General features: G+C 63.3%; 23 protein-coding genes and 1 pseudogene. 15 read left to right on the top strand and 9 right to left on the bottom strand.

All coding sequences use genetic code 11. The features are described from left to right. Positions 1-78 precede the first annotated feature (78 nt). Genes rfaD through waaC form a run of 3 tightly spaced genes read left to right on the top strand, consistent with a single transcriptional unit; the run spans position 79 to position 2,986 of the window. Positions 79-1,029: an ADP-glyceromanno-heptose 6-epimerase gene (gene rfaD / locus JT360_RS27530; RefSeq protein WP_214475687.1), complete on the top strand. Its 951-nt coding sequence runs from the start codon at positions 79-81 to the stop codon at positions 1,027-1,029. Beyond that, positions 1,002-2,009 carry a lipopolysaccharide heptosyltransferase II gene (gene waaF, locus JT360_RS27525; protein WP_214475685.1) on the top strand — a complete coding sequence of 336 codons (1,008 nt, stop codon included), beginning with the start codon at positions 1,002-1,004 and terminating at the stop codon, positions 2,007-2,009. Before rfaD ends, waaF begins: the two co-directional genes overlap by 28 nt. After that, on the top strand, positions 2,006-2,986 hold the full coding sequence (gene waaC, locus JT360_RS27520; RefSeq protein ID WP_214475683.1) for a lipopolysaccharide heptosyltransferase I: 981 nt from the start codon (positions 2,006-2,008) through the stop codon (positions 2,984-2,986). Before waaF ends, waaC begins: the two co-directional genes overlap by 4 nt. 247 nt (positions 2,987-3,233) lie before the next feature. Here the strand turns inward: waaC and greA are convergent, their stop codons facing one another. Together greA and JT360_RS27510 are read right to left on the bottom strand one after the other, a co-directional pair. Further along, positions 3,234-3,707: a transcription elongation factor GreA gene (gene greA, locus JT360_RS27515; protein ID WP_214475681.1), complete on the bottom strand. Its 474-nt coding sequence runs from the start codon at positions 3,705-3,707 to the stop codon at positions 3,234-3,236. Positions 3,708-3,968: 261 nt separating this feature from the next. Then, complete coding sequence (locus JT360_RS27510; RefSeq protein ID WP_214475679.1) at positions 3,969-4,508, bottom strand: tetratricopeptide repeat protein; 540 nt, start codon at positions 4,506-4,508, stop codon at positions 3,969-3,971. A 179-nt stretch (positions 4,509-4,687) separates the two neighbouring features. Between JT360_RS27510 and JT360_RS27505 the strand changes: the two genes are divergently transcribed. The 4 genes and pseudogenes from JT360_RS27505 to JT360_RS27490 form a co-directional block, all read left to right on the top strand. Next, positions 4,688-5,113: a DUF3775 domain-containing protein gene (locus JT360_RS27505; protein ID WP_214475677.1), complete on the top strand. Its 426-nt coding sequence runs from the start codon at positions 4,688-4,690 to the stop codon at positions 5,111-5,113. Positions 5,114-5,228: 115 nt separating this feature from the next. Continuing rightward, positions 5,229-6,347, top strand: coding sequence for an extensin family protein (locus JT360_RS27500; RefSeq protein WP_250889120.1), 1,119 nt, complete (start codon positions 5,229-5,231; stop codon positions 6,345-6,347). A 197-nt stretch (positions 6,348-6,544) separates the two neighbouring features. After that, positions 6,545-7,351 carry an extensin-like domain-containing protein gene (locus tag JT360_RS27495; protein ID WP_214475673.1) on the top strand — a complete coding sequence of 269 codons (807 nt, stop codon included), beginning with the start codon at positions 6,545-6,547 and terminating at the stop codon, positions 7,349-7,351. 70 nt (positions 7,352-7,421) lie between these two features. Continuing rightward, positions 7,422-8,120, top strand: a pseudogene (locus JT360_RS27490) (LssY C-terminal domain-containing protein); the annotation flags it as partial. A gap of 18 nt (positions 8,121-8,138) precedes the next feature. On the opposite strand, the gene JT360_RS27485 reads toward JT360_RS27490, so the two are convergent. After that, positions 8,139-9,161 (bottom strand): zinc-dependent alcohol dehydrogenase family protein, encoded by a 1,023-nt coding sequence (locus JT360_RS27485; RefSeq protein WP_214475672.1) that lies wholly within the window; start codon positions 9,159-9,161, stop codon positions 8,139-8,141. A gap of 127 nt (positions 9,162-9,288) precedes the next feature. On the opposite strand from JT360_RS27485, the gene JT360_RS27480 reads away from it, so the two are divergent. After that, complete coding sequence (locus JT360_RS27480; RefSeq protein WP_214475670.1) at positions 9,289-10,203, top strand: LysR family transcriptional regulator; 915 nt, start codon at positions 9,289-9,291, stop codon at positions 10,201-10,203. A gap of 75 nt (positions 10,204-10,278) precedes the next feature. Further along, positions 10,279-11,589: a hemolysin family protein gene (locus JT360_RS27475; RefSeq protein ID WP_214475668.1), complete on the top strand. Its 1,311-nt coding sequence runs from the start codon at positions 10,279-10,281 to the stop codon at positions 11,587-11,589. Between the two features lie 71 nt (positions 11,590-11,660). Here the strand turns inward: JT360_RS27475 and JT360_RS27470 are convergent, their stop codons facing one another. The 4 genes from JT360_RS27470 to JT360_RS27455 form a co-directional block, all read right to left on the bottom strand. After that, complete coding sequence (locus tag JT360_RS27470; RefSeq protein ID WP_214475666.1) at positions 11,661-12,980, bottom strand: HlyD family type I secretion periplasmic adaptor subunit; 1,320 nt, start codon at positions 12,978-12,980, stop codon at positions 11,661-11,663. Between the two features lie 3 nt (positions 12,981-12,983). Continuing rightward, complete coding sequence (locus JT360_RS27465; RefSeq protein WP_214475664.1) at positions 12,984-14,741, bottom strand: type I secretion system permease/ATPase; 1,758 nt, start codon at positions 14,739-14,741, stop codon at positions 12,984-12,986. A 47-nt stretch (positions 14,742-14,788) separates the two neighbouring features. Further along, complete coding sequence (gene eglC, locus JT360_RS27460; protein ID WP_284731981.1) at positions 14,789-16,213, bottom strand: endo-1,3-1,4-beta-glycanase EglC; 1,425 nt, start codon at positions 16,211-16,213, stop codon at positions 14,789-14,791. Between the two features lie 367 nt (positions 16,214-16,580). Next, positions 16,581-17,459, bottom strand: coding sequence for a DMT family transporter (locus JT360_RS27455; RefSeq protein ID WP_214475740.1), 879 nt, complete (start codon positions 17,457-17,459; stop codon positions 16,581-16,583). 234 nt (positions 17,460-17,693) lie between these two features. Between JT360_RS27455 and JT360_RS27450 the strand changes: the two genes are divergently transcribed. Together JT360_RS27450 and JT360_RS27445 are read left to right on the top strand one after the other, a co-directional pair. After that, the gene (locus tag JT360_RS27450) at positions 17,694-18,098 is read left to right on the top strand and encodes a YciI family protein (protein WP_214475662.1); all 405 of its coding nucleotides are present in this window, start codon (positions 17,694-17,696) and stop codon (positions 18,096-18,098) included. Next, on the top strand, positions 18,095-19,354 hold the full coding sequence (locus JT360_RS27445; RefSeq protein WP_214475660.1) for an RNA polymerase sigma factor: 1,260 nt from the start codon (positions 18,095-18,097) through the stop codon (positions 19,352-19,354). The genes JT360_RS27450 and JT360_RS27445 overlap by 4 nt, the downstream gene beginning before the upstream one ends. Before the next feature lie 95 nt (positions 19,355-19,449). Here the strand turns inward: JT360_RS27445 and JT360_RS27440 are convergent, their stop codons facing one another. Beyond that, the gene (locus JT360_RS27440; protein ID WP_214475658.1) at positions 19,450-20,343 is read right to left on the bottom strand and encodes a LysR family transcriptional regulator; all 894 of its coding nucleotides are present in this window, start codon (positions 20,341-20,343) and stop codon (positions 19,450-19,452) included. A gap of 162 nt (positions 20,344-20,505) precedes the next feature. Between JT360_RS27440 and JT360_RS27435 the strand changes: the two genes are divergently transcribed. The 3 genes from JT360_RS27435 (at position 20,506) to JT360_RS27425 (ending at position 23,254) form a co-directional block, all read left to right on the top strand. Then, entirely contained in the window at positions 20,506-21,684 is a 1,179-nt protein-coding gene (locus JT360_RS27435; protein WP_214475656.1) for an MFS transporter, read from the top strand. A 4-nt stretch (positions 21,685-21,688) separates the two neighbouring features. Beyond that, entirely contained in the window at positions 21,689-22,159 is a 471-nt protein-coding gene (locus tag JT360_RS27430; protein WP_214475654.1) for a cyclophilin-like fold protein, read from the top strand. A gap of 78 nt (positions 22,160-22,237) precedes the next feature. After that, the gene (locus JT360_RS27425; RefSeq protein ID WP_214475652.1) at positions 22,238-23,254 is read left to right on the top strand and encodes a zinc-dependent alcohol dehydrogenase family protein; all 1,017 of its coding nucleotides are present in this window, start codon (positions 22,238-22,240) and stop codon (positions 23,252-23,254) included. 560 nt (positions 23,255-23,814) lie between these two features. On the opposite strand, the gene JT360_RS27420 is transcribed toward JT360_RS27425, so the two are convergent. Next, entirely contained in the window at positions 23,815-24,561 is a 747-nt protein-coding gene (locus JT360_RS27420) for an SDR family NAD(P)-dependent oxidoreductase (RefSeq protein ID WP_214475651.1), read from the bottom strand. Positions 24,562-24,673: 112 nt separating this feature from the next. On the opposite strand from JT360_RS27420, the gene JT360_RS27415 reads away from it, so the two are divergent. After that, on the top strand, positions 24,674-25,039 hold the full coding sequence (locus JT360_RS27415) for a winged helix-turn-helix transcriptional regulator (protein WP_214475649.1): 366 nt from the start codon (positions 24,674-24,676) through the stop codon (positions 25,037-25,039). Positions 25,040-25,214 lie beyond the last annotated feature (175 nt).

The following is a 25,214-nucleotide window of genomic DNA, read 5'->3' as shown; positions in this document are numbered from 1 at the left end:
GACGCCTGCACCTGCTTTGTCGACAGCCCGGCTGGCCTCCCTTATAAGGACCGGAATCGCAAGCAACCAGAGGCCTTCATGATCATCGTCACGGGCGGCGCCGGCATGATCGGCTCCAACATCGTCGCCGCGCTCAACGCCGAGGGCCATGACGACATCCTCGTCGTCGACGACCTCACCGACGGCCATAAGATAGCCAACCTGGCCGACCTGGAGATAGCCGACTATCTCGACAAGGACGATTTTCTGCCACGCATGGAAGCCGGTTCGCTCGGCCGCATCGAAGCCGTCTTCCACCAGGGCGCCTGCTCGACCACCACCGAATGGAACGGCAAGTTCATGATGGAGGTGAACTACGCCTATTCGAAACGGCTGCTGCATGCCTGCCAGGCGCTGCGCGTGCCTTTCCTCTATGCCTCCTCCGCATCCGTCTATGGTGGTGGATCGGAGTTCCGTGAAGAGCCGGCGCTCGAGCGGCCGCTCAACGTCTACGCCTATTCGAAGAAACTCTTCGACGACTATGTCAGGCGCACCGTCTTCGATAGTGACCATTCGCAGGTCGCGGGCCTGCGCTACTTCAACGTCTATGGCCCGCGCGAGGCGCACAAAGGCGCCATGGCCTCGGTCGCCTTCCATCTGTTCAACCAGGTCGAGCAGGGCCAGAACCCGAAACTGTTCGGCGCCTATGGCGGCTTCGGCCCTGGCGAACAGAGTCGCGACTTCATCCATGTCGGCGACGTCGCCGATGTCAATCTGTGGCTGTGGAAGCGCGGTTCGAGCGGCATCTTCAACTGCGGCACCGGCCGCGCCCAGCCCTTCCGCGCCATCGCCGAAACAGTCATCGACACGTTGGGCAAGGGCGAGATCGAGTTCATCGAATTCCCCGACCATCTCAAGGGCAGCTACCAGAGCTTCACGCAAGCTGATATGTCGCGTTTGCGCGCGGCCGGTTATAACGGCCAATTCCGGAGCGTCGAAACTGGCGTCAGAGACTATGTCGAATGGCTGAAAGCCCAACGATCCTCGTGATCGGCCCACGCTGGGTGGGCGATATGGTGATGGCGCAGTGCCTGTTTTCGGCGCTGAAGGAGCGCTATCCCAACGCCGCCATCGACGTGCTGGCGCCGGCTTGGGCCGCCCCGCTGGTCAAGCGCATGCCCGAAATCCGCCAGCAGATCGACTTTCCGTTGAAGCCCGGCGCGCTCGAATTCACCCATCGCCGCCGCTTCGGCCGCCTGCTGCGCGGCCGCTACGACATGGCCTACATCTTGCCGGGCAGCTGGAAATCGGCACTGATCCCCTTCTTTGCCCGCATTCCGCGCCGTTTCGGCCATCTCAGGGAAATGCGCTACGGCCTGCTGACCGATATCGTACCATTGCCGGAGGCCATGAAACGGCGCACCTCGCAGGCCTATTTCGGCCTCGCCCAAGGCGGCAGGTTTCGCCCCCCTCACCTGACCGTCGACGCCAGCAACCAGGCCGCCCTGCTCGACCGTCTCGGGCTGGCGCCGCAGAAATTCGCGGCCCTCATGCCTGGCGCCGAATTCGGCCCGGCCAAGCGCTGGCCGAGCGAAAGCTATGCCGGCCTTGCCCGCGTATTCATGGCCAAAGGCTTGAAAGTCGCCCTGTTCGGCTCGAAGAACGATCGCGACGTGACGGCGGAGATCGCAGCGCTTGCCCCCGGCGTGGTCGACCTCGCCGGCCAGACGCGGCTGGAGGACGCCATCGACCTGATCGCGGCGGCAAGGCTTGCGGTCTCCAACGACAGCGGGCTGATGCATGTCGCGGCGGCAGTCGGCACGCCAATCGTTGCCGTCTATGGTTCGACCTCGCCTGAAAATACGCCGCCGCTGGCTGAGCGCCGCGAACTGGTCTGGCTCGGCCTGTCCTGCTCGCCCTGCCACCAGAAAATCTGCCCGCTAGGCCACCTCAATTGCCTGAAGACACTTGAAGTGGGGCAGGTTGCGGCAGCGGCGGAACGCCTGCTGGAACTTTCGGCGGCGGCATGAAGGTCCTGATCGTCAAGACGTCGTCGATGGGCGATGTCATCCACACGTTTCCGGCCGTCGAGGATGCCAGCCTCGTCAGGCCGGACGTGTCCTTCGACTGGTGCGTCGAAGAGGCGTTCGCCGGCATCGTCGCGCTGCACCCGGCGATCGGCAGGATCCACACGGTCGCCATCCGGCGCTGGCGCAAGGCGCTGTTCAATGGCGGCACCTGGCGCGAAGCTACCGCGCTGCGCCGTAGCTTGCGCGAATGCCGCTACGACCTCGTCATCGATGCACAGGGCCTGCTGAAGTCGGCCCTGGTGGCGCGGCAGGCCGGTGCGGCGATTGCCGGCTTCGACCGGTCGAGCGCGCGCGAACCCTCGGCGACGCTGTTCTATGACGTCACCTACGCCGTGCCGCGCGACCTGCACGCCATCGAGCGGACGCGCCGGCTGTTCGGGCTGGCGCTCGGCTACCAGCCCGACCTGTCGACACTCAACTCCGGCATCGTGCCACCGCCCGGAAGTCTGGCCGGCATTACCGGAAAAACCGCCTTCCTGCTGCATGGCACCAGCCGCGAGGACAAGAAATGGCCTGTCGAAGACTGGATCGGAACCGCCCGCTTGCTGGTCGAGCGTGGCGTGACGCCGGTCACCACTTGGTCGAACGAGCGTGAGAAGATCGCGGCCGAAGCGATCGCCAGGGCCGTGCCCTCCACGGTCGTGGTGCCAAAGTCACCGCTGGCCGACATCGCCGCCATCCTCGGCCGCTCGACGCTGGTGATCGGCGCCGACACCGGATTGACCCATCTCGCCAGCGCCTTCGGCCTGCCGACGGTTGCGGTGTTTTTGGCGACGGAGCCGGGTTTGACCGGTCCTCGCGGGCAATATGCTTCGACGCTGCTGGCGTCAGCCGGTGGGAGTGTGACGCCGACGGAGGTGGTGGCGGAGGCGGAGAGATTGCTGAAGCTCAGTCGAGCCAGCGCCGGAGGGGCTTGATTTATCCAATCAGTTCAACGGAAAGGCTGGCGCTGCCCCTCATCCGCCTGCCGGCATCTTCTCCCCGTATAGTGACGGGAGAAGGGGCTGGCCGCAATGCTGGCGCTCTTGCTTGCAACGTTGAAAATTGGCGAAATCATCGGCGACTGCGTCCTTCTCCCCGTCACTATACGGGGAGAAGTGCCCGGCAGGGCGATGAGGGGCGGCGCAAACCTCGGCTTGAAAGCCGCAGCCGGCGCCTCAATTCCTAGATAAACTGCACCCGGACGATCTCATACCCCCTTGCTCCGCCAGGCGCATTGACCTCGATAGCGTCGCCGACTTCTTTGCCGATCAGCGCGCGGGCGATCGGCGATGAGATCGAGATGCGGCCGGACTTCACGTCGGCTTCCTGGTCGCCGACGATCTGGTAGGTCTTCTTTTCCTCGGTATCCTCGTCGACCAGCACGACGGTGGCGCCGAACTTGACCTTGTCGCCGCTGAGCTTGGTGACGTCGATCACTTCGGCGCGCGCGATCAGGTCCTCGAGCTCGTTGACGCGGCCTTCATTGAGGCTCTGCGCCTCTTTCGCGGCATGATATTCGGCATTTTCGGACAGGTCGCCATGCGAGCGCGCCTCTGAGATCGCCTCGATGATGCGCGGCCGCTCTTCCTGCTGGCGCCAACGCAGTTCCTCCTTCAATGACGTGAACCCCTCGCCTGTCATCGGGACCTTGTTCATGATGCCTAACCTTTCCTGCGCCGCCCCCGTGTTTTCGGGGGAAGCCTTGTCGTCGGGTACAAAAAGAAAACGGGTCCGGCAGCCTCGGGCTAACGGAACCGTTTCACCGCAATTTCCCCCAATATAGCAATCTCGGCGCGTTTTTCACGCCCAAAAATCGGGTTTTGCAAAAATCATCCCCGCTTTCATCAACCGGGGCACGGGCAACAAAAAAGCGGCCGCGATCGCTCGCGGCCGCTTCGAAAATGTTGGGAGGCCTGATCAGCTCCGCATGAAATGGTCGATCTGCTCCGAAAGCATGCCGTATTCGCGTGATCCCTTGCCGGTGCGCTTCTCGATTTCCATCAGCTGCTGCTGGGCGCCAGCCAGATCGCCGATCTGGAGATGCGCCTCGCCGAGATATTCGCGCACCAGCGTGTAGTTAGGGTCGATGCGCAGCGCTTCCTCGTAATAGCCGAGGCCGACGGTGACGCGGCCGGAATGGCGGTGCGAATAGCCGAGATAGTTGAGGATGCGCGGATCCTGCTTGTTGGCCGCAAGGGTGAGTACGGCGATCGCCTCGTCATAACGGCCGTCCATCGCCAGCGCATGGCCTGCATCATAGATGCTGTCGTCGTCGAGCATGCCCTCCTGGGGTACGACGCACTTCTTCTTCTTCTTGTCCCAGACCTCCCCCTTCTTGCACTGGGTGACGGTCTCGTCGCTGCCACCACTGCTGCTGCCGGCGGAAAAAACGGGAACTGCGAAGAACTGCAGCGCGACAAGTGCGGTCGCCGCCTGGATCAGCATTCTTTTATGCATCGAAGCCTCCTTGAGGGTGGGAATGCAACACTAACGCCGGACAATTTGCGTTTCATCCCGAAAAAATGACTGTCGCTGAAAAGCATGCCGGCGGTCCTGATCCGAGGGCCGAGAACATCAGGTGACGGATGCTGCAAATCGGCTATCATCGGCCTGATTGTAGCGCTCGGAGACGGCCCGTGCAGCAACGACTTGAAAAGGACTGGGAACTTTCGATCGGCCCCGACACCGTGCGCCTGTTCATCCTCAAGGCCAAGGCGCTGAGCGCGGCCGTCAACGAGGATTATGCCGACGGCGCCGAACACGAGGTCGAGTTCGACGGCGACACGCACGACAATCATCATCATGACGGCCTTGCCGAGGAAAGTTCGGAAAATCTGACCGAAGAGGAACTGCGCGAGCTGATCAACGACCTCAATGTCGATGAAGCCGCCGAGTTGATCGCGCTGGCCTGGGTCGGTCGCGGCGACTATGACGCCAGGGAATGGTCTGACGCCGTAACGGCGGCGCGCGAACGCGCCAACAGGCGCACGGCCAAATACCTGCTCGGCATGCCGCTGCTCGCCGACTGGCTGGAGGAAGGCCTCGAAGCGATCGGCGCGTAACGCGGAGGTAACCGATTGTGATCGCTCCAAAGCATTGGTCCAGGCAACTTCGGCACGCCCGCGCCGTTTCGAAGCGATGGCAACGCTGAGCTTTTCCCCGTTTCGCAGACTGGCGTTGCCTTTGGCGGCCGCCGCCCTGCTGGTGACGCCGGCCGACGCCAAACATCACAGATATCACGGAGCGCTGACACCGCGGGTCGGGCAGCCGCTGACGCCGCGGGCCGACCAGCCGCTGAAATCGCGCGGGCAACACCGCCTTGCACGCAAGCAGGCACGGCAGAAAACGCGAAATCCGACGCCTGCACCTGCCGATGTTCCTGCACCTGCGGATGTTCCGGTGCCTGAACCCCGTCCTGCGGATGCTCCAAAGACGGCGGACGCTCCAAAGGCGGCAAAACAGAAGACGCAAGGTCAAGGGAGCAGTGGAGCATCTGAACAAGCCAACGACGAAAAGTCGCATCAGAAGGAGCCGGCGCGTCCCGAACCGTCCGCCCCGGTGCCGTCAACCGCTGAGGAAAGCGAGCCGGAGCCGCCAGCCGAGGTGCCGATCCCGACCCAAAGGCCCGACAGCGCCGAACCGGTGGTTGAGCCGCCGGCCGTCGCGCCGACGCCGCCGGAAAAACCAGCTGACGCCGGCGACGAGACCATGCTTCCCGACCCGCGCTCGGCCGATCTGCCCGGCGAAAAGATGCCCGAGGAGGAAGTTGCCTGCCGCGAGCGGCTGAAGGCGCTCGGCGTCGAATTCGAGGAGCACGAAGCGGAAAGCAACCCCGAAATCGGCTGCTCGATCCCCTATCCCCTGGTGTTGAAGAGCCTTGGCAAGTCGATCGCGATTGCCCCCGGCACCGAGCTCAACTGTGCAATGGCCGAGGCGGCGGCGCGTTTTGCCTCCGACGTCATCCAGCCGGCGGCGAAGGCCGAATTCGGCGCCAACCTGAAATCGATCGGCCAGGCATCAGCCTTCATCTGCCGGCCCCGAAACGGCACCAGGAAATTGTCGGAGCACGCCTTCGGCAACGCGCTCGACATTGGCAGTTTCACGCTTTCGGACGGCAGTACAATTGGGGTCGGCCCATCGCCGCCGGAGAAGGACGCCAAATTCCTCGACGCCGTCCGCAAGGCCGCCTGCGGGCCGTTCAAGACCGTGCTCGGGCCTGGCGCCGACCCCGATCACGAACTTCATTTCCATTTCGACCTGGAGCCCCGCCGGCATGGCGGCACGTTCTGCCAATAGACTTGGTCGTTGCAGGATCCCCGCCGCAATTCGGCCGCAGGCGTGAACGCCGGTGCTGAGTTTTCCTTTACCCTTGATTGTTAAAATGCCGGATATCCGGACCATGATCCCGAAAAGTGGGAACCGGTTTTCGGAAAGATCATGGTCAGGCAAAGGTAGAACCTGATCGGATCAGGTTCGGGATCAGGATTCCGCCAATGGCCGGCAAATTTCGCGCCGTGTTTCTCGCCACTGCCCGCCGATCGAAACCCGCGATGGTACTGGCCGCCGGCCTTGCCCTCGCGGCCGTTTCGGCCTGCAACACCGGCAGCGTATTGTCGCTGCAGCCTGCCGTCGACGTCGGCTCGCAGACATCGGCCGTTCCGCAGTACACCGGCATGCAGAGGCTTGTCCCGTCCAATCCCTACATGACGCAGGCCGCCTATCCGCGCATGGATGAGCCGATGTCGCCGGTCGAGCAGATACCGGCCAGCGAGACCGATTGCCGCGAGCAGCTGAAACGCCTCGATGTCGCCTACACCGACCTGGCGCCGATCCGTGAAGGCCAGTGCGGCATCGACTATCCCGTCAAGGTCACGTCGATCGGCAGCATCCAGATGAAACCCGCCGCGACGCTGACCTGCGACATGGCCGCCACCTTCGCCGCCTGGACGAAGAACGAACTGGTTCCTTCCGCCCGCTGGCGCTACTTCTCCGGCGTCAAGACCATCCACCAGGGCTCCAGCTATTCCTGCCGCAACATCGCCGGCGAAGGCGTGCTGTCCGAGCACGGCAAGGGCAATGCGCTCGATGTCATGAGCATCGAGCTCAACAATGGCGACGACATCGACGTGCGCAAGCCCGGACTGTTCGCCTTCCGCACGCGCGGCTTCCTCAACAATGTGCGTGCTGACGGCTGCCAGTATTTCACCACGGTGCTCGGCCCCGGCTACAATTACGACCACCGCAATCATTTCCACTTCGACATCAAGAACCGCAAGAACGGCTATCGCGCCTGCCGATAGCATGCCGCACCCTCTGCCAGCTGCACACGACTCCGCATAGAATGACGCCGGAACGGTCTGGTGACGGCACATGAGCCTGCGAAGCATTCGGCGACGCATTGCGATCTGGATAGCGGCCTTTCTGGCCGCCTGGGTCGCGCTCGCCTATGTCGCAGCGCCGGAATTCTGGACATTCCGGGAGCGCGGTTTTCGCGACCAGCGCTTCGAGATGGTGACGCACACGCCGCAAGGCATTCCCGGCGACCCGATCAATGTTGGGCTTGTCGGCACGGAGAAGGAGGTGGTCCACGCCTTCGCCGTCGCCGGCTGGGACACCGCCGACGCGATCACCCTGAGAACCGCCATCGATATCGGCGAAAGCGTCTTGTTTTCCCGGCCCTATCCCGATGCGCCGATGAGCCGCCTGTTGTTCGAGGGCCGCGCCCAGGATCTCGCCTTCGAAAAGCCGGCCGGCAACAGTGCCGACCGGCGCCACCACGTCCGTTTCTGGAAGACTGATACGGTCGGCGACGATGGCCGGCCGCTTTGGCTGGGCTCCGCCAGCTTTGATCGCGGCGTCGGGCTGAGCCACGATACCGGCGCGATCACCCACCACATCGCCCCCGACATCGATGCCGAGCGTGACTTTCTGATCGGCGATCTGCGTGCCGCCGACCAGTTGATCTCGACCAGCGACCTGGCGGGCATCGGCGCCACCAGGACCGGCCGCAATGGCGGCGGCGACCCCTACTTCACCGATGGCAACGCAATCATCGGCGTGTTGAAGCAGCTGCTGTCACTCGCAGCATCAAGTCGTGGTGATCACGATCTTGCCGAACGGCCCCTTCTCCAGATGCTGCAAGGCCCGCGGCACTTCGTCAAAACCAAAGACCTTGTCGATGATGGGCTTGATGCCAAGCGCCTCGATTGCCTGGTTCATCCGCTCGAAGGAACGGCGATGGCCGATCGACAGGCCCTGCACGACAATACGGTTGCGCATGAATGGAAGGATCGGGAAACTGAGTTCCATCGAACCCAAAAGACCAATGATCGAGAGCCGACCGTCGGCACCAAGCGCGTTGAGCGATCGCCGCGCATTGTCGCCGCCGACCATTTCCAGAATGTGATTCACACCTCGCCCGTCGGTCAGCACACGCGCCGCCTCGTCCCATGCCGGCTGCCTGCGATAGTTGATCCCTTGCCAGGCGCCGAGCTCTTTTGCACGCTCGAGCTTCTCGTCGCTGCTCGAGGTGACGATGGCACGCAAGCCAAAAGCCTTGGCGAATTGCAGCGCAAACAGCGATACGCCGCCGGTGCCCTGGATGAGAATGGTCTGGCCCGGCACCGGCCTGGTCGCCTCGGCCATCGCAAACCAAGCCGTCAGCGCCGCTATCGGCAGCGTCGCCGCCTCGATGTCGCTGAGCGATGGCGGCGCCAGCACCGCAGCATCCTCGCCAAAGACCACATGATCGGAGAGCATGCCCGGCAGCGAGGAACCGAGCGTGTGCTTGTGCAACACGGGCGGCGCGTCGCCATCCGGCCAATCGGCGATGACCTGGCCGAGCACACGCTGCCCGACCTGGAAGCGGCTGACCGCATTGCCGACAGCCACCACCTCGCCCACCGCATCCGATGTCGGCACGAAGGGAAAGGTAAGGTCGGGGATCAGCGTGCCGTCCACGATCAGCTTGTCCTTGTAGTTCAGCGATACGGCTTTGGTCCGCACCAGGAGACCGTGCGGCCCGGGTTCGGGGATTTTGCCGGTCACCTGGCTCAGCCTGGACAGGCCGAAACCGCTCATCTGCCAGGATCTGTTGATCTCGGTGCTCATGTCGCTTCGCACTCCGTGATTGATGGCCATGCGAGGTATTTAAGCCTTTCCGCTATAGAAGACAGGGCTTCTATGCGGCATAATTGGCGACTGATTGAGAACTATAGATCGACAATTGGGAAACATGATGGAATCGGCCGATCTGCAGGGCATCGTCGCATTCGTCCAGGCCGTGGAGGCCGGCAGCTTCACCGGCGCCGGCGAGCGGTTGCATGTGACGAAGTCGGCGATCGGCAAGTCGGTCGCCCAATTGGAGCAGCGGCTCGGCGTCCGCCTGCTCAACCGCACCACCCGCAGCCTCAGTCCGACCAGCGAAGGCGTGAGCTACTATGAGGCTTGCGTCAGGGCGCTGACCGAGATCGAAGCGGCGCAGTCGCTGCTCGCCTCGCGCCGGCAGATCCCGTCCGGCCGGCTGCGCATCGACGTGCCGCTCGCCTTCGGCCGCCGCTGCGTCGCCCCGGTCCTGTTCGAAATCTCGAAGAAATTCCCGGACCTGACAATGGAAATCTCCTTCAACGACCGCCGCGTCGACCTGATCGAGGAAGGTATCGACCTCGCCATCCGCATGGGAGAACTGGACGAAAGCCTGTCGCTTGCGGCGCGGCGCATCTATGCCCAGCGCTCGGCTATCTGTGCCGCGCCCGCGTATCTCGAAGCGCATGGCAGGCCGCAATCTGTCGAGGATCTCGCCCGCCATAGCGTTATCGGCTACGGTCGCGACGGCATCGTCCGTCCCTGGACCATCAGGCATGCCGACGGCCATGTCGGCTCCTTCATACCCAGGGCGCGGCTTGTCCTCGGCCATGGCGAGCCCCTGCTCGACGCAGCTTTGGCCGGCTGCGGCATCGCCTTTCTGCCGACCTGGCTGGCGGCCGACAGCCTCAGGCGTGGCGATTTGGAAATGGTCCTGTCTGACTGCCCAGTGGAAAACACTGTCGCGCACGCCGTCTGGCCGGTAACGCGCGCACTGACGCCAAAGGTGCGGGTTGTCGTCGACGCCCTCGTCGAACATTTTTCGGCGCCAGCCTGGAACCGTGCCTGAAAGACGCGATTGTCATCTTTCTAAAAAAGATGGCGGACTATTTTCGAGCGGCCCGCCGCAATGCTATTGAGCCTCATGTTATACGTTGAAATTGCTATCGTGGTCGTCCTCATCTGCGTGAACGGCCTTTTGTCGATGTCCGAGCTCGCCATCGTTTCCTCGCGCCCGGCGCGGCTGAAAGCGATGATCGACCGCGGCGTCAATGGCGCCGGACGCGCCCTTGCGCTCGGCTCGAACCCCGGCAAGTTCCTGTCCTCCGTGCAGATTGGCATCACGCTGGTCGGCGTGCTTTCCGGTGCCTTCTCCGGCGCCACGCTCGGCGAGCGGCTGTCCGTGTACCTGGCCTCGACCGGCATCCGCGAAAGCGTCGCCGACCCGATCGGCGTCGGCATCGTCGTCGCCATCATCACCTATTTCTCGCTGATCGTCGGCGAGCTGGTGCCCAAGCAGATCGCGCTGCGCGATCCCGAGCGCGTTGCCACCCGCGCGGCGCCGGCGATGACCATCCTGGCCACCGTCTCGGCCCCCTTGGTGTTCCTGCTCGACATTTCCGGTCGCGCCATATTGTGGCTGCTTGGCCAGCACGGCGAAAGCGAGGACAAGGTCACCGACGAGGAGATCAGGATGCTGGTCGCCGAGGCCGAGCATCACGGCACCATCGAGTCCGACGAGCGGCGCATGATCGCCGGCGTCATGCGGCTTGGCGACCGCGCCGTGCGCGCCGTGATGACGCCGCGCACCGAGGTCGACTGGATCAATCTGCAGTCCGACGACACGACGATCCGCAAACTCTTGATGGAAACCCAGCATTCACGCCTGCCGGCGGGCGACGGCGGCGTCGACGTCATGATCGGCGTCGTCCAGACGCGCGATGTGCTGGCCGCACTGCTGGCCGGCCGCACGCTCGACCCGCGCAAGCATGTGCGTGCCGCTCCGATCGTCTATGATCAGGCAGACGCGCTTGATGTGCTGCAGAAGCTGAAGGAATCCGACGTGCCGATGGCGCTGGTGCATGACGAATACGGCCATTTCGAAGGCATCGTCACGCCGGCCGACATTCTGGAAGCCATCACCGGCGTGTTCCGCTCGGACCTCGATGCCGGCGAGGAGGAGAACGCCGTCAAGCGCGAGGACGGCTCATGGCTGCTCGCCGGCTACATGCAGGCCGACGAGATGGCCGAGGTCCTGGGCGTCGACCTGCCCGAAAACCGCGACTACGAGACCGTCGCCGGCTATGTGCTGTCGCACATGCACCATTTGCCGGCGACCGGCGAATGCGTCGACGCCCAAGGCTGGCGCTTCGAGGTGGTCGATCTCGACGGCCGCCGCATCGACAAGCTGATCGCCACCCGCCTGCCCGGCACTCACCGCGAGGCGGTGCGCTGATTGTTCGGTATCGGCTTTCGGCGCCGGCAGTCATTGGCCGCGGGTCGAGCCATCGCCCCCGCCCGCGATCACTACCGTTCAGTGAAGGCACGTGCGAAGGAATCGATCATCGGCCGTGCCAGATACTCGAAGAAAGTCCGGTCGCCGGTGCTGATGAACGCCTCGACCGGCGTTCCGGGATAGAGCTGCTCGGGCTTAACGCCAGGCGGCAGGTCGGCTGTAATCTTCAGCCTGGCGCGGAAATAGGGCTCGTGCGTCGCCTCGTCGATGAGACGGTCCGCCGAAATTTGTGTCACGGTGGCTGACACTTCGGGGGTGAGCCGCATGTTCAAGGCGGACAGCCGCAGTTTTGCCGGCTGGCCGACGCGGACCTGATCGAGGTCTTTCGGCCGCAGCTTGGCATCCACGATCAGGCCCTCTGCCGTGGGCAGGATCTCCATGATCTTTTCGCCAGGGGCAATCACGCTGCCTCTGGAATTATAGGTCGACGAGACGACTATGCCTGCCGCCGGCGCCTTGATCGTCGTCCGCCGCAGCACCGCCTCGGCCGCCCTGATCTGTTCCTCGACATCGGCCAGGTTGGAACGAACCTCGTCCAGCTTGGTCAGCGCCTCCTCCACGCGCTGCGTGGTCAGGCGCTCGATCTGCACCTGGGCTTCGACGATCTGGGTGTTGGCCGCGGCGAGATTGGCCTCCAGCGCCCCGGCTTGCCCGACGAGATCGGCCTCGCTGCGCAAAAGCTGCGAGTATTCGGTACGATTGGTGAGGCCTTTGTCCAGCAGGCTGGTCTTGATGCCGAGTTCTTTCTTAACGACTTCAGCCTGCTGCTGAATGGCCTGTTTCTGGGCCTGCAATCCCACCACCGACTGCCGATGCATGGCAACCCGTTGCGCCAGGATCGATTGCTCCGACCGGAACCGGGCGAGCCTGGCGTCGAATTCCTTCTGCTGTTCTCGAACCAGGATCTCGAAATCGTGCTGGAATGGCGCCGGCGCCGCTTCGGTGATCGGCGCCAGCCTGTCCAACCCGTCGCGCTCCGCCTCCAGCCGCGCCGCACCCGCTCTGAGCGCGATCGACTGTCTCGTCAGCCGGTTAAACTCGGCCTGCGCGGCTGTTGGATCCAGTACGATCAAATCCTGGGCCCGCTGCACGCGATCGCCTTCATGGACCAGCAATTGCTGGATGATACCGCCCTCGCGATGCTGGATCAGGATGTTTCCGCCCGTCGCCGAGATCGTGCCTTGCGTCATCACCGCTCCGGCCAGGGGCGCGCTGACGGCCCAGTAGCCAAAGCAACCCACCAGCAGCGCTATCGACGCGTATCCGACGAATGCCACGCGCCCTATGTCGGTGCGCGGGTTGCCTTCCCAGGCGAGGCTTTGCGCTTTCATCGCCTATGATCCAAAGCGAATGTTGTGGGTGCGGATGGTCGTGGCGAACGAGGCTGTCACCGCCGGATTCTGCCTGGGAAGGCCCTTGCCGGCGCCCGTGCCGGCCCCAGACTGCCGCAACACCTCGCCGCTTGGGCCAAAGGCTTCGATCACGCCGCTGCGCAGAAGCATCACGCGGTCGCAGGACGCGGCAATCGATGGGCGATGCGTGATCACGATCATGGTGACGCCGGCCGCTTTCGCGGCGGAAAGCACCGCTTCGAGCGCCGCTTCGCCCGTGCCGTCGAGATGCGTGCTGGGCTCGTCCAGGACCAGAATTCTGGGAGCGCCGTAGAAGGCGCGCGCCAGCCCGATCCTCTGGCGCTCGCCGCCCGACAGCGTTCTGTCCGAGGGACCTATCACGGTCTGGTAGCCATCCGGCTGCGCCAGGATCAGCTCGTGCGCCTCAGCCCGCCTTGCTGCCTCGACGATCGAGGCGTCATCCGCATCGGGGTCGAAGCGGGCGACATTTTCCGCGATCGATCCGGGAAAGAGCTCCACCTCCTGCGCCAGGTATCCGATATGCCTGCCGAGTTGATTTTCGTCCCAGGTCCGGAGGTCGGCGCCATCGATCCTGACCGAGCCGCCGGTCGGTTGCACCGCACCGACAAGCAACCTCGCCAGCGTTGATTTGCCGGCCCCGCTCGGGCCGACGATCGCCACCGCTTCGCCGGCGGCGATTTGGAAATTCAGCCTTCTGATGATCGGTTCCGTGCCGGCCGCTGCATTCGGCGCGACCAAGATCAGGCCCTGCGCGGAGATCTCGCCCGAAGGATCCGGCAAAGCCAGTTTCCGCGCCTGTTGCGGCTGCGCCGAAAGCACTTTCTCCAACCGTTTCCAGGATCGCCTGGCGTCAACGATCTGCCGCCAAGAGCCGATCAGTTGGTCGAGCGGCTGCAGCGCGCGGGACGACACCAGGGAGGACGCGAAGATCATCCCGGCCGTCATCTTGCCTTGCAGGACGAGCCATGCTCCGACACCCAATATGGCCAGCTGAAGCATCATGCGGACGGCGCGAGACGTTCCGCTGAAAATCGCGTTGGCTGTCGACGAACGGTCATGAAGGATCAGCGCCTCGGCGACGTGCCTTTGCCACACCCGCGCGGCGTTCCCCACCATGCCCATGGCCCGCAGCGTCTCGGCATTGCGGGCAAAGGCCTGTTCGGCCAGGCTGGCGACAGCCGAACGCTGCGATGACAAGGCGTCGTTCCTGCCGACGGCAAGCTGGGTTGCCACCACCAGTCCAACCAGCAGCGCCGCGCCGGCCAGCGTCAGCCAGAACAGCACCGGATGGATCAGGTAGAGCAGGCCGAGGAAGACGGGAGCAAACGGCAGGTCGAATAGGACCGCCACGCCGCGCGACCTGATGAAGGCGCATACCGAGGCGAGGTCGCGCAACGGCGACAGGCCCGCGGCGGCATGACTGGGCGCGAGCGAGGTGGCGAACGTCTTCGCGCCCAGTTTGCTGTCGACGGTCGCTGCCACGCGTTGCGTGTAAATGGAGCGGACCGCGTCCAGCAAGCCGAGAAAAGCCAGCGCGAGAACCGCGATGGCGGACAAATAGAGCAGCGTCTCGACACTGGAGGAAGGCAGGACCCGGTCATAGACCTGCAACAGATATAGCGGGATCACCAGCAGCAGGATGTTGATCAGCAACGAGAAAACGCCGACATCGGCGATGGCGCGCCCCAAGACCGCCCGCAGGCCCGACTGTCCGATCATTCACGCACTCCCTGACGGCACATGGTCCCACCCATCGAGGCCGTCGCCTAGACCGAGTGCTCGCCCGCGACGTCCAGGGGGTGTAGCTGCAGTTCGTTCAGCGTATAGGCGTGGATATAGTCGATCTTCATCTCCGCCGGCGTGGCGAGATGATCCGGAGGCGTGCCGGCAAAGCCACCCACCGCGAGATTTGCCAGCATATACATGGGCTTGTGCATGTCGGACGGCGTCGCGGCTTGCGCGACCTGCACGCCGTCATAAGTCCAGACTAGCTTGTCCGGCGTCCACAGCACACCGTAGGTATGGAAGCCATCGGTATCCGAGACATTTACCGTCGACGCGACCTTGGTGTGCGTTCCCGTCTCATTCGTATGCGCCGTCATGACCAACGAGTTCGGGTCCTGCCCGCGCATTTCCATGACATCCAGTTCCGGCGGCCACGACCCGTCTTCCGGCAGCAGCCAGAACGCCGGCCAGGCGCCGGCGTGCTCGGGCAGATCGGCCCGCATTTCGAAATAGCCATAGGTCTGCGAGAAGGTGTCGTGGGTGGTCAGCAACCCCGACGTGTATTCATAATTGTTGATCAGGGGCTTGATGTCTGCGGGGGTCGGCGCCGCGGTGATGGTGAGGACACCGTTTTGCACGCTGAACGGGTGAACGGAACTCGTCGGCCCGTAATTGGCGTCGATATACCACTGCAGCTCGCTATTGCCGGTCAACGTGCTCCCGTTCGGCGCTCCCCACGAGAAGTTGGTATCCCATGTTCCGCCCTGGCTGTTGTGGAGGCTCAGCGTGTTGAAGTCGTCGGAGAAGGACAGCGTCATTCCCGACTTGTCGATCGGCAGTTCGAACTGGGTGGGCTGCAGCTTGTCGATGGTCGTGTTCTTGAACACCAGGATCTCGTTCGATCCGAGGTTCAGCATCACGTTCGATTCCACCTGCACCATGTGCGCCCGCACGGCGTCGAACGACGTGAAGTCATAGCCGTTGAGGCGGACGGTGTCGGATGCATCGAAATCGAAGATCAGGTCGCTTCCATTGCCCTTGGAGATGATGAAGGTGTCGGCGCCACCGCCGCCGATCAGGACATCATTGCCCTTGCCGCCATCCAGCGTCTGATGGCCGGAGCCGCCCTTGATGATGTTGTCCAACGCATTCCCGAACGCATAGCGATTATCGCCGGTGACGACGAGGTTCTCGAAATTGTCGGGGAGCTTGTAGCTCATCCAGGTGTCGATCGTGTCGACCCCTTCGCCGGGGTTTTCGACCACCTTGTTGTTGGTGGAATAGAGATGATAGTAGTCATCGCCCGCCCCGCCATAGATTGTGACATTGACGCTGGCGTCTCCCCAAAAGGAGTCGTTGCCAGACGTGCCGTGCAGTTCCGGTCCGGACCCGGTTGCCGAGAACCAATGCGTGGACGTGCCCGTGTAGGGGAGCGGGATGCCTTTGGCGTTCACCACGGTGCTCATCAGAAATCCTTCCTCGCGGTGCCGCGCCCACCCAAATTAACGATACAAATTCCTGCGCCCAGCTTCCTTAGCAACGTTGCAAGTATCGATATCGTTCCGGCGGACCATCCTAAAATCCAACATAACATCGATCACTCGGAAGACATATACTGAATATGAGGCAAAAGTGTTGCACAACGCGACAAAATAGCGCTCAAACAGAGAAATGTTTAATAAACTTTTTATATAGATATTAACCATCAAAACGATCTACTTAGATGAAGGGCGCCGAGCCCAAAACCGGACTTCCGGCGGCTATTTCAATGCGGGCTGTTCGGTCGAGCCCTCAATCGTCCGATCTCGGCCGTCGGCACGAGAACCCGCACCCTCAAACCGCGGCCTCGATCGGTTCGGCAAGTCTGGGATTCGAGCGTGCGGCGATCAGGCAGCTCGCCACGATGAGGCCGGCTCCCGCTAGCGTGGTCCACGTCACCGCCTCGTCGAAGAAAAAGAAACCAAGCGCCATCGCCCAGATGAAGGCCGAGTATTCCGTCGGGATCAGATATTGCGCTTCGGCGCGCGCATAGGCCCAGCTCATCAGGAATTGGCCGGCGAGCGACAGCGCCGTCACCCCGGCAAGGGGAAGCCAGAGATTGCCCGGCAGGGCAGTGGCGAGCCAAGGGGCTGCAAGACCGAGGGTGAGCGCAACGCAAAGGTTCTGGAACAGCATGATCTCGACTGGCTTGGCCACCAGCGCCTGTTGCCGCGCAAGGATCAAATTGTAGGCATAGAACACAGTCGATACGAGCACCGCGGCCGTGCCGAGCAGGGCATCCCCGGCATAGGTTTTCTGGCCGAACTGTCCGCCCACGATGATTGCGACCCCGGCAATACCGGCCAGCGAGGCCCAGATCGCCTTGCGCTGTATCCTTTCGCCCAAAAGCAGCGCTGCCAGCAGGAGCGCAAACAGCGGCGCCACGAAACTGAGCCCGATCGCCTCCGCGAGCGGCAGCCTCGCAAGACCCCAGAAGAAAGACAACAGGACCATGCCGACAACCACCGCGCGCAGCGCATGCAGCCTCAGCACCGAGGGGGCAGGAACAGAGCGCGGCCCCGCCAGCCAGCCCGCGCCCGCGACTACGGTCGCCAGCATGCTGCGCCACAGCACCGTGTTGTAGACGCCGACCGCGATGACCAGCACCTTCATCGCCGCATCCATGCCGGACAAAAGGAAGATGCCAAGCGCGCAGACGAGCACCGGCATCATAGGGGAAACGGCGCCGGCCAGGCTGGATGACTTCACGCGGGCTTACTCAAGGTGACGGATTTGCAGCCGGATATATCAGGGCAAGTCGTCGCGGCCAGATGGCAGCGCCGTCCATATGGCGGTCCAATGATTTCGGCCCGTGGCGCGATCCTGGTGTTATTTTTTGCCGCGTCTGTCGATTCCGCCATTGCCCGTTCGTCGTATGATCGAACCAACCAACCAAGGAGAAAGACAATGCGGTTCATGATGCTGATGATACCCGGCGGCTACGCAGAGGCAGCGCCCGATGTCAGGCTCGGCGCCGAGGCGGTGGAGGGGATGATGAAATACAATGAGGAGCTCAAGAAAGCTGGCGTGCTGCTGGCGCTCGATGGGCTGCATCCGCCGTCCGAGGGGGCGCGGGTCAGCTTCAAGGGCGGCAAGCCCGTCGTCACCGACGGCCCTTTCGCGGAGGTCAAGGAAGTGCTTGGCGGCTATTGGGTGATCGACGTACGCTCTCGTGAGGAGGCCATCGAATGGGCCCGCCGCTGCCCCGCCGGGGAGAATGACGTGATCGAGGTCCGCCGCGTCTTTGAGATGAGCGATTTCCCCGAGGACGTCCAGAAGGCGGCGGAAGGTTTTGGCGAGCTGAAGGGTTGACGGCGACAGCCACCATCGAAGCGGTCTGGCGGATCGAGCAGCCGAAGCTCACCGCCAGGCTCGCCCGCTATTTGAGGGATGTCGGGCTGGCCGAGGAGATCGCCGGCGATGCCTTCTTGCTGGCGCTGGAGCGCTGGCCCCGGGACGGCATCCCGCGCAACCCGGCCGCCTGGCTGACTGAAGTCGCCAGGAACCGGGCGCTCGACCGGCTGCGCCGCACCACCATGATCGACGGCAAGCATCGAGAACTCGCCATCGACCTCGCCGAGCTGGAGCGCGAGGTGCCCGACATCGAGGCAGCACTCGACGAGGATATTGACGATGACCTTTTGCGGCTGATCTTCACCGCTTGCCATCCCGTATTGCCGGCCGAGCAGCGCGCGGCACTGGCCCTGCGGCTGCTGGGCGGGTTGTCGACGCCGGAGATCGCCCGCGCCTTCCTGGTGCCCGAAGCCACCGCCGCGCAGCGCATCGTGCGCGCCAAGCGGACGCTTCGCGACACCGGCATCCCATTCGAGACGCCGCGCGGCGAGGAGCGGCGCGAACGCCTCGCCGCCGTGCTGGAGGTGGTCTACCTCACATTCAACGAGGGCTATGTGGCGACCGCAGGGCCGGACTGGCTGCGCCCCGATCTGTGCGGCGAAGCGCTGCGCCTTGGCCGCTCACTGGCGGCGCTGATGCCTGACGAGCCCGAGGTGCAGGGACTGGTGTCGCTGATGGAATTCAACGCCTCGCGCTTTGCCGCCCGCACCGGCAAAGCGGGCGATCCGATCCTGCTGCTCGACCAGGACCGCAGCCGATGGGACTGGTCGCTTATCCGGCGCGGCCTCGACGGCCTGAACCGCGCCATGAGCCTGACATCGACACCTGGTGCCTATTTGCTGCAGGCGATGATCGCGGCCTGCCATGCCCGCGCGATGACCGCCGCCGACACCGACTGGGTCGCGATATCAGCCTATTATCAGGCCCTTGCCTTGGCGGCCCCCTCGCCGATTTTCGAAATCAACCGGGCGGTGGCAGTCGGCATGGCGTTCGGACCGGCGCAGGGCCTCGCCATCGTCGAGGCGCTGCAAGACGAGCCGCGCCTGAAGGACTCGCACCTCTTGCCCACGGTGCGCGGCGACCTTCTGGAGAAACTGGGACGACCGGCGGAAGCCCGCGCCGCGTTCCGCCAGGCCGCGCAACTGACCGGCAATGACAGGGAGCGCGCCCTGCTGCTCGCCCGCGCAGGCGCACCCTCAGGCATCCGCTCCTGACGCTTTCACCTGAGCGCCAGCGGCAGCACGGGTACGGCGCCTCCGGGTCCATGGTTGACGAACGATTCCCAGATTGATGATGCTTCGGTCCGGCCTCAGGAGCGATGGCGAAGCGCATCGACGATAACCGTCATCGCTGGAGAGACCTGCCGCCTGCTTGGGTAGTAGAGGTGATAGCCTGGGAAGGGCGGGCTCCAGTCGTCCAGTGCCAGCTCCAGGCGCCCTTCCGAGAGGTGATGGCTGACGAGGTTCTCCGGCACATAGGCGATGCCATAGCCGCTGATAGCGGCGTCGATCATGGCAATAGACGAGTTGAAGGTGAGTTGGCCTTCCACCCGGACCCTGAGGTCGCGGCCGTCCTTCGCGAATTCCCAGGCATAAAGTCCGCCAAACGTGGTCTGGCGCATGTTGATGCAGTCATGCCCGACGAGGTCCTGCGGCGCCTTCGGGGCGGGGCGGCGTCGAAAGTAATCGGGGGACGCCACGGCCACGAGCCGCCAGTCCGGGCCGATCCGGACGGCGATCATGTCCCTGTCGATGCTTTCGCCGAGCCGCACGCCGGCGTCGAAGCGCTCCTCCACGATGTTTCTCATGCCGTTGTCGCTGTAGAGTTCGACGCGCAGGTCGGGATAGTCGAGCAGGACGGGTCGCAGCTTTGGCCAGACCGTCATTTGCAGCGCATGATCCGACAGCGTTATGCGCACCGTTCCCGAGGGCTTGTCGCGGAACGCCACCAGGCTCGCGAGGTCGGCTTCGATTTCCTCGATGCGCGGCGCGAGAGACCGGAACAGCCTCTCGCCCGCCTCGGTGGGCGCTACGCTTCGCGTGGTGCGCGTAAGCAGGCGCACCCCAAGACGTGCTTCCATCTGCTTGATGGTGTGGCTGAGCGTCGATTGCGACGTTCCGAGCTTGGCTGCCGCCTTGGTGAAGCTCCGCTCTCTGGCGACGGCCAGGAACCAGAGCAAATCCTTCATGTCTTCGCGCTGCATGGATGCCTCCAAACTCATTCATATCACAGGTCGATAAGTCCATGCGGATTAACCCCACTAATCAGAAAAGCCCCTCGGCGATATCTTCCCGGCATGGCGGCGGCGGCCACCGGTCATGACCCGCCATTGGGGCAAGCGTCGCCCCAGCAAGGATATCGGACAATGGAAACAACCTACGACACACGGCTTGTCGATGCGCGCGCATGGGGCGCGGTGCTTTCGATGGCGCTGTGCGTGGTCGTCCTGATCGCCTCCGAATTCATGCCTGTCAGTCTCCTGTCCCCAATCGCGACGGATCTCGGCATCACCGAAGGCCAGACAGGCCAGGCCATATCGATCTCGGGCGCGTTCGCGGTGCTGACCAGCCTGCTTGTCGCCGGCCTCACGCGCCGGATCGACCGGCGCATCGTCGTGACAGGATTCACCGTCCTCCTCATCGTCTCCGGCCTAGCCGTCACCTTTGCCCCGAACTACGCATTCCTGATGGTCGGCCGCGCGCTGCTGGGGATAGCGATCGGTGGTTTCTGGTCGATGTCGACGTCGATCATCATGCGGCTCTTATCCGAGGACATGGTGCCAAGGGGACTTACCATACTGAACGCCGGCAATGCCGTCGCCGCCACGATCGCGGCCCCTTTGGGAAGCTTCCTGGGCGCCTATGCGGGCTGGCGGGGCGCCTTCTTTCTCGTCGTCCCGCTCGGCCTGCTGGCGCTTGTCTGGCAGTGGATCAGCCTGCCGCCGCTTCCCTCCCGCGCAAGGAGGCGCTCAGGCAATCCATTGGCGCTGCTCATGCGCCCTCCGGTCGCGATGGGCATGGCATCGGTCATGATGTTGTTCATGGGACAGTTCGCGCTCTTCACCTATTTGCGGCCGTTCCTCGAAAACGTCACCCAGGTCGAGATAACGGCGCTCTCGACAATTCTGCTTCTGATGGGGCTGGCGGGCGTGCTCGGCACCTGGTGCATCGGCTGGCTGCTGCAGACCCGCCTGTTCAGCATCCTGATCGTCATCCCGCTGGTCATGGCCGCCCTGGCGGTCGGGCTCATAGGGTTTGGAGCGATGCCGGTCCCCGCATGTCTGCTGCTCGTCGCCTGGGGCTTCTTCGGCACCGCCGCACCGGTCGGCTGGGGCACATGGCTGAGCCGCATGCTGCCCCATGATGCCGAGGCCGGCGGCGGGCTTCAGGTGGCCACGATACAGCTCGCCATCACCGGCGGCGCCGCGATCGGCGGCCTGCTGTTCGACACGATCGGCTGGTGGGGCGCGTTCGCGTTCGGTGCGGCCCTGCTGTGCGGATCATCCGTGCTCGCTCTGGCGGCATGGCGTATAATGGAAGGATGAAGGCATGGTTTCGCAAAGCAATCCGCTCACCCGCAGGACATTGCTCGGCGCCGCGCTCGCGGCGACGGTCTTGCCGCGTCCCGCCAGCAGCCAGCAGCGCAAGGATCCAGCCAGCCAGGAGCCCACCGACATGAGGATCACCATGACCTTTGACGGCCGGACCATGACCGCCACCCTCTACGACAATCCGTCGGCGCGCGATTTCTTCGCAATGCTGCCGCTCGATCTCACCATCGAGAACTACGCCCACAATGAAAAGATCGCCTACCTGCCGCGCAAGCTCACCGAGGAGGGAAGCGGCGCCTTCGGCAACGAGCGGCCCTACGACCTCTGTTACTTCGTCCCATGGGGCAATCTCGCGATGTTCTACGCCGAATACCGGCATCCCGGGCTGATCAGGCTCGGCCGCTTCGACGGCGGCCACGGGGCCTTGCACGTGCCCGGCAAATTCCCGCTCCACATCGAACGCATCTGACAGCCGCGGGTGTGGGCGCGGGTCACACATGCCACATGCGCCTCGCCTCTTCCAGACATCAAACGAAAGGAAAGCAAAATGCTGGCAACCATTCTCCACAAGCCCGGCGACATCCGCTGCGAGGAAGTCGCCGATCCCAAAATCATTCATCCGACTGATGCCATCATCAAGCTGTCGGCCAGTTGCATCTGCGGATCGGATCTGTGGCCCTACCGAGGGCTCCAGAATGTCGACGGTCCCATGCATATGGGTCACGAATATTGCGGCATCGTCGTCGAGGTCGGCGCAGAGGTGCGCACAATCCGCTGCGGCCAGTTCGTCGTTGGCTCCTTCTGCATCTCCGACAACACCTGCCCGCACTGCCGCTTCGGCTTCCAATCCTCCTGTGTGCAGCGCGAGTTCATGTCGGGCGCGCAGGCGCCCTATGCCCGCGTCCCGCTGGCGGACGGCACGCTGGTGGCCACGGCCGAGGTTCCGCCGGCCGAACTCGTGCCTGATCTGCTCGCCGTGTCGGATGTGCTCGGCACCGGCTGGTACGCCGCCGATGCAGCCGAGGTGCGGGAAGGATCGACTGTCGTCGTGGTCGGGGATGGCGCCGTCGGGCTGATGGGCGTTCTCGCGGCAAGCGAGATGGGCGCCGAGCGCATCATCGCCATGAGCCGCCACGCGAGCCGCCAGAAACTCGCCCGCGACTTCGGCGCGACCGACATCGTCCCCGAACGCGGCGAAGAAGGCGTGGCGCGCATCAAGGACCTCACCAAGGGCATCGGCGCGGACTCGGTTCTGGAATGCGTCGGCACGAAAGAGTCATTCGACCAGGCGCTGGCCTGCTCCCGCCCCGGCGGCACGATCGGTTATGTCGGCGTACCGCATGGCGTCAGTTTCGATGGCCAGAGCCTCTTCTTTGGGCAAAAGCGCATGCTCGGCGGACCGGCTCCCGTGCGGCGGTTCCTGCCCGACCTGATGGATCGCGTGCTGAAGGGCAAGATCAAGCCCGGCAAGGTTTTCGATCTGCAATTGCCGCTGGCCGAGGTCGCGGAAGGCTACCGCGCGATGGACGAGCGGCGCGCGATCAAGACGCTGCTTCGCGTCTGATCGACCAGCTTCCGGCGACCGCCTCGGCGTCGGTGCGCGTTCAGCGTATCAGGAGCGATGCCTGTTTCATGGGCGGGAACAAATCAACCATATACCTGCCTAGCAAGAGAACCGCCGGGCCAGGTCTGTTCCTTCAGTTGGCGATATCCGCCCGGAGATTTGAATGATTGGATTTTGCCATCGCGCCGAAGATGCTGATGCCAGCACGTGACATCAACATCGGCCTCGTCAATCGCGACATGACAGATCGGTTTTTGATCTCTGGGCGAAGCCAGCCTGGCGGTCACAACATCAGCATGGATCATCCGCCGGCAATGGGTCGCCGTTTGACGCGGATCCGTTCAGTTTCCCGTGCGGAAGGAATGGCAGCTTTGCGCCTTCAAATCGGACATCAAAGCTGCATTGTCCAACGTCCAAAAGTTGACGTTGCTTATGAGCCATCCAAGTGCCAGCCCTTATTCGGTGTACGCATTCGAATCCCGCCGGTCCGTCATCAAGCTGTAGCGGAGCAGAGAAAAGGCCCCGAGCAAGAAAGCTCGGGGCCGAGGTTCGATCGGCCGTCAAACTTGTGCGGCTCCGCCGTCAACGAAGACCTCGCTACCGGTCATGAAGCTGCTCTCGTCCGAGGCAAGGAAGAGCGCCACAGCCGCCGTCTCCTCTGGGTGCCCGACACGACCGAGCGGTATCTGCGTGGCAAAGCCCTCCATCAACGCATCCTCCTCTCCGGCCTTTGCCAGGCCCATAAGGCCAGGCGTCTCAGTGGCGCCGGGAGAGAGCACGTTCACGCGGATGCCTGCCCCCCTCAGGTCTAACGCCCAGCTTCGGGCAAAATTGCGGATTGCAGCCTTGGTCGCGCTGTAGACGCTGAATGCAGGTGTTCCCGTCGAGCCGGTGGTCGAGCCGGTGAGGATGATGGATCCGCCGGCCTGCATAAGCGGCAGCGCCTTTTGCACCGTGAATAGCGTTCCTTTGACGTTGACATCGAACGTTAAATCGAACGACGCTTCGTCGATAGCGCCAAGCGCAGCCAGCGTTCCGAGCCCGGCATTGGCGAAGAGAACGTCTATTCGTCCGCTCTTCGAACGCACCCCGTCGAACAGCCGATCAAGATCATCCAGGTGCGAAACGTCGCCCTGCACCGCTGTCACTCCGGAGCCGATCTCCTCCACCGCCCTGTCCAGTTCCTCCTGACGACGACCGGTAACAAAAACCTCGGCGCCTTCAGCCACAAACCGTTTGGCGGTGGCCAGACCGATGCCACTGTTGCCACCGGTTATGACGGCGATTTTACCTTCAAGCCTGCCCATCTCTATCTCCTGGAAAATGATGACCGCTTCGACTTAGAGGCTTGCTTTTCTTTCTTCCAGTATGCACCTTTTAGTAAGTATCTGCTGGCGAGCACTAATTGGAGCATACGAAATGGCGACATCTGGCTTCATCTGCGGCCTGGACGCGGCGTTGGCTGTCATTGGTGGCAAGTGGAAGCCCTTGATCCTGTTCCACCTTGCCCACGAAGCCCGACGCTATGGTGACCTGAGGCGCGCCATCGGCAATGTCAGTGACAAGATGCTCATTCAGCAACTCAAGGAACTTGAGGCTGATGGAATCGTCGATCGGCTCGACTTCAAGGAGATTCCGCCGAAAGTCGAGTATTCCCTTACTGAGTTCGGTCAGACTCTCGCCGAAGCCTTAAAGCCGCTCTGCGTCTGGGGAACGGAACATACGATCGAAGTCGAGAAACTCATGTCACGCCGCGGCACTCCCGAGGTGGAGAAGGTCGCCTGAATTTCCGAGTATCCTGACGGCAAGCTATGGGGCGCCTGAGGTGGCTACAGCGTGGGAATAGTGCCTATCTGCATCTTTCCCGGCCGGCTGGACGATTGAACCGTAGCCGCGTGTCTCCAAATCACACGTAAGTCCACTTTCTTGCCATCGCTCTCCAGAAGCGGACGGTCTGGTG

It is taken from the genome of Mesorhizobium sp. dw_380 (assembly GCF_018588885.1).
Taxonomy (GTDB): Bacteria; Pseudomonadota; Alphaproteobacteria; order Rhizobiales; family Rhizobiaceae; genus Mesorhizobium.
This window is presented reverse-complemented; position numbering and strand designations above follow the sequence as displayed.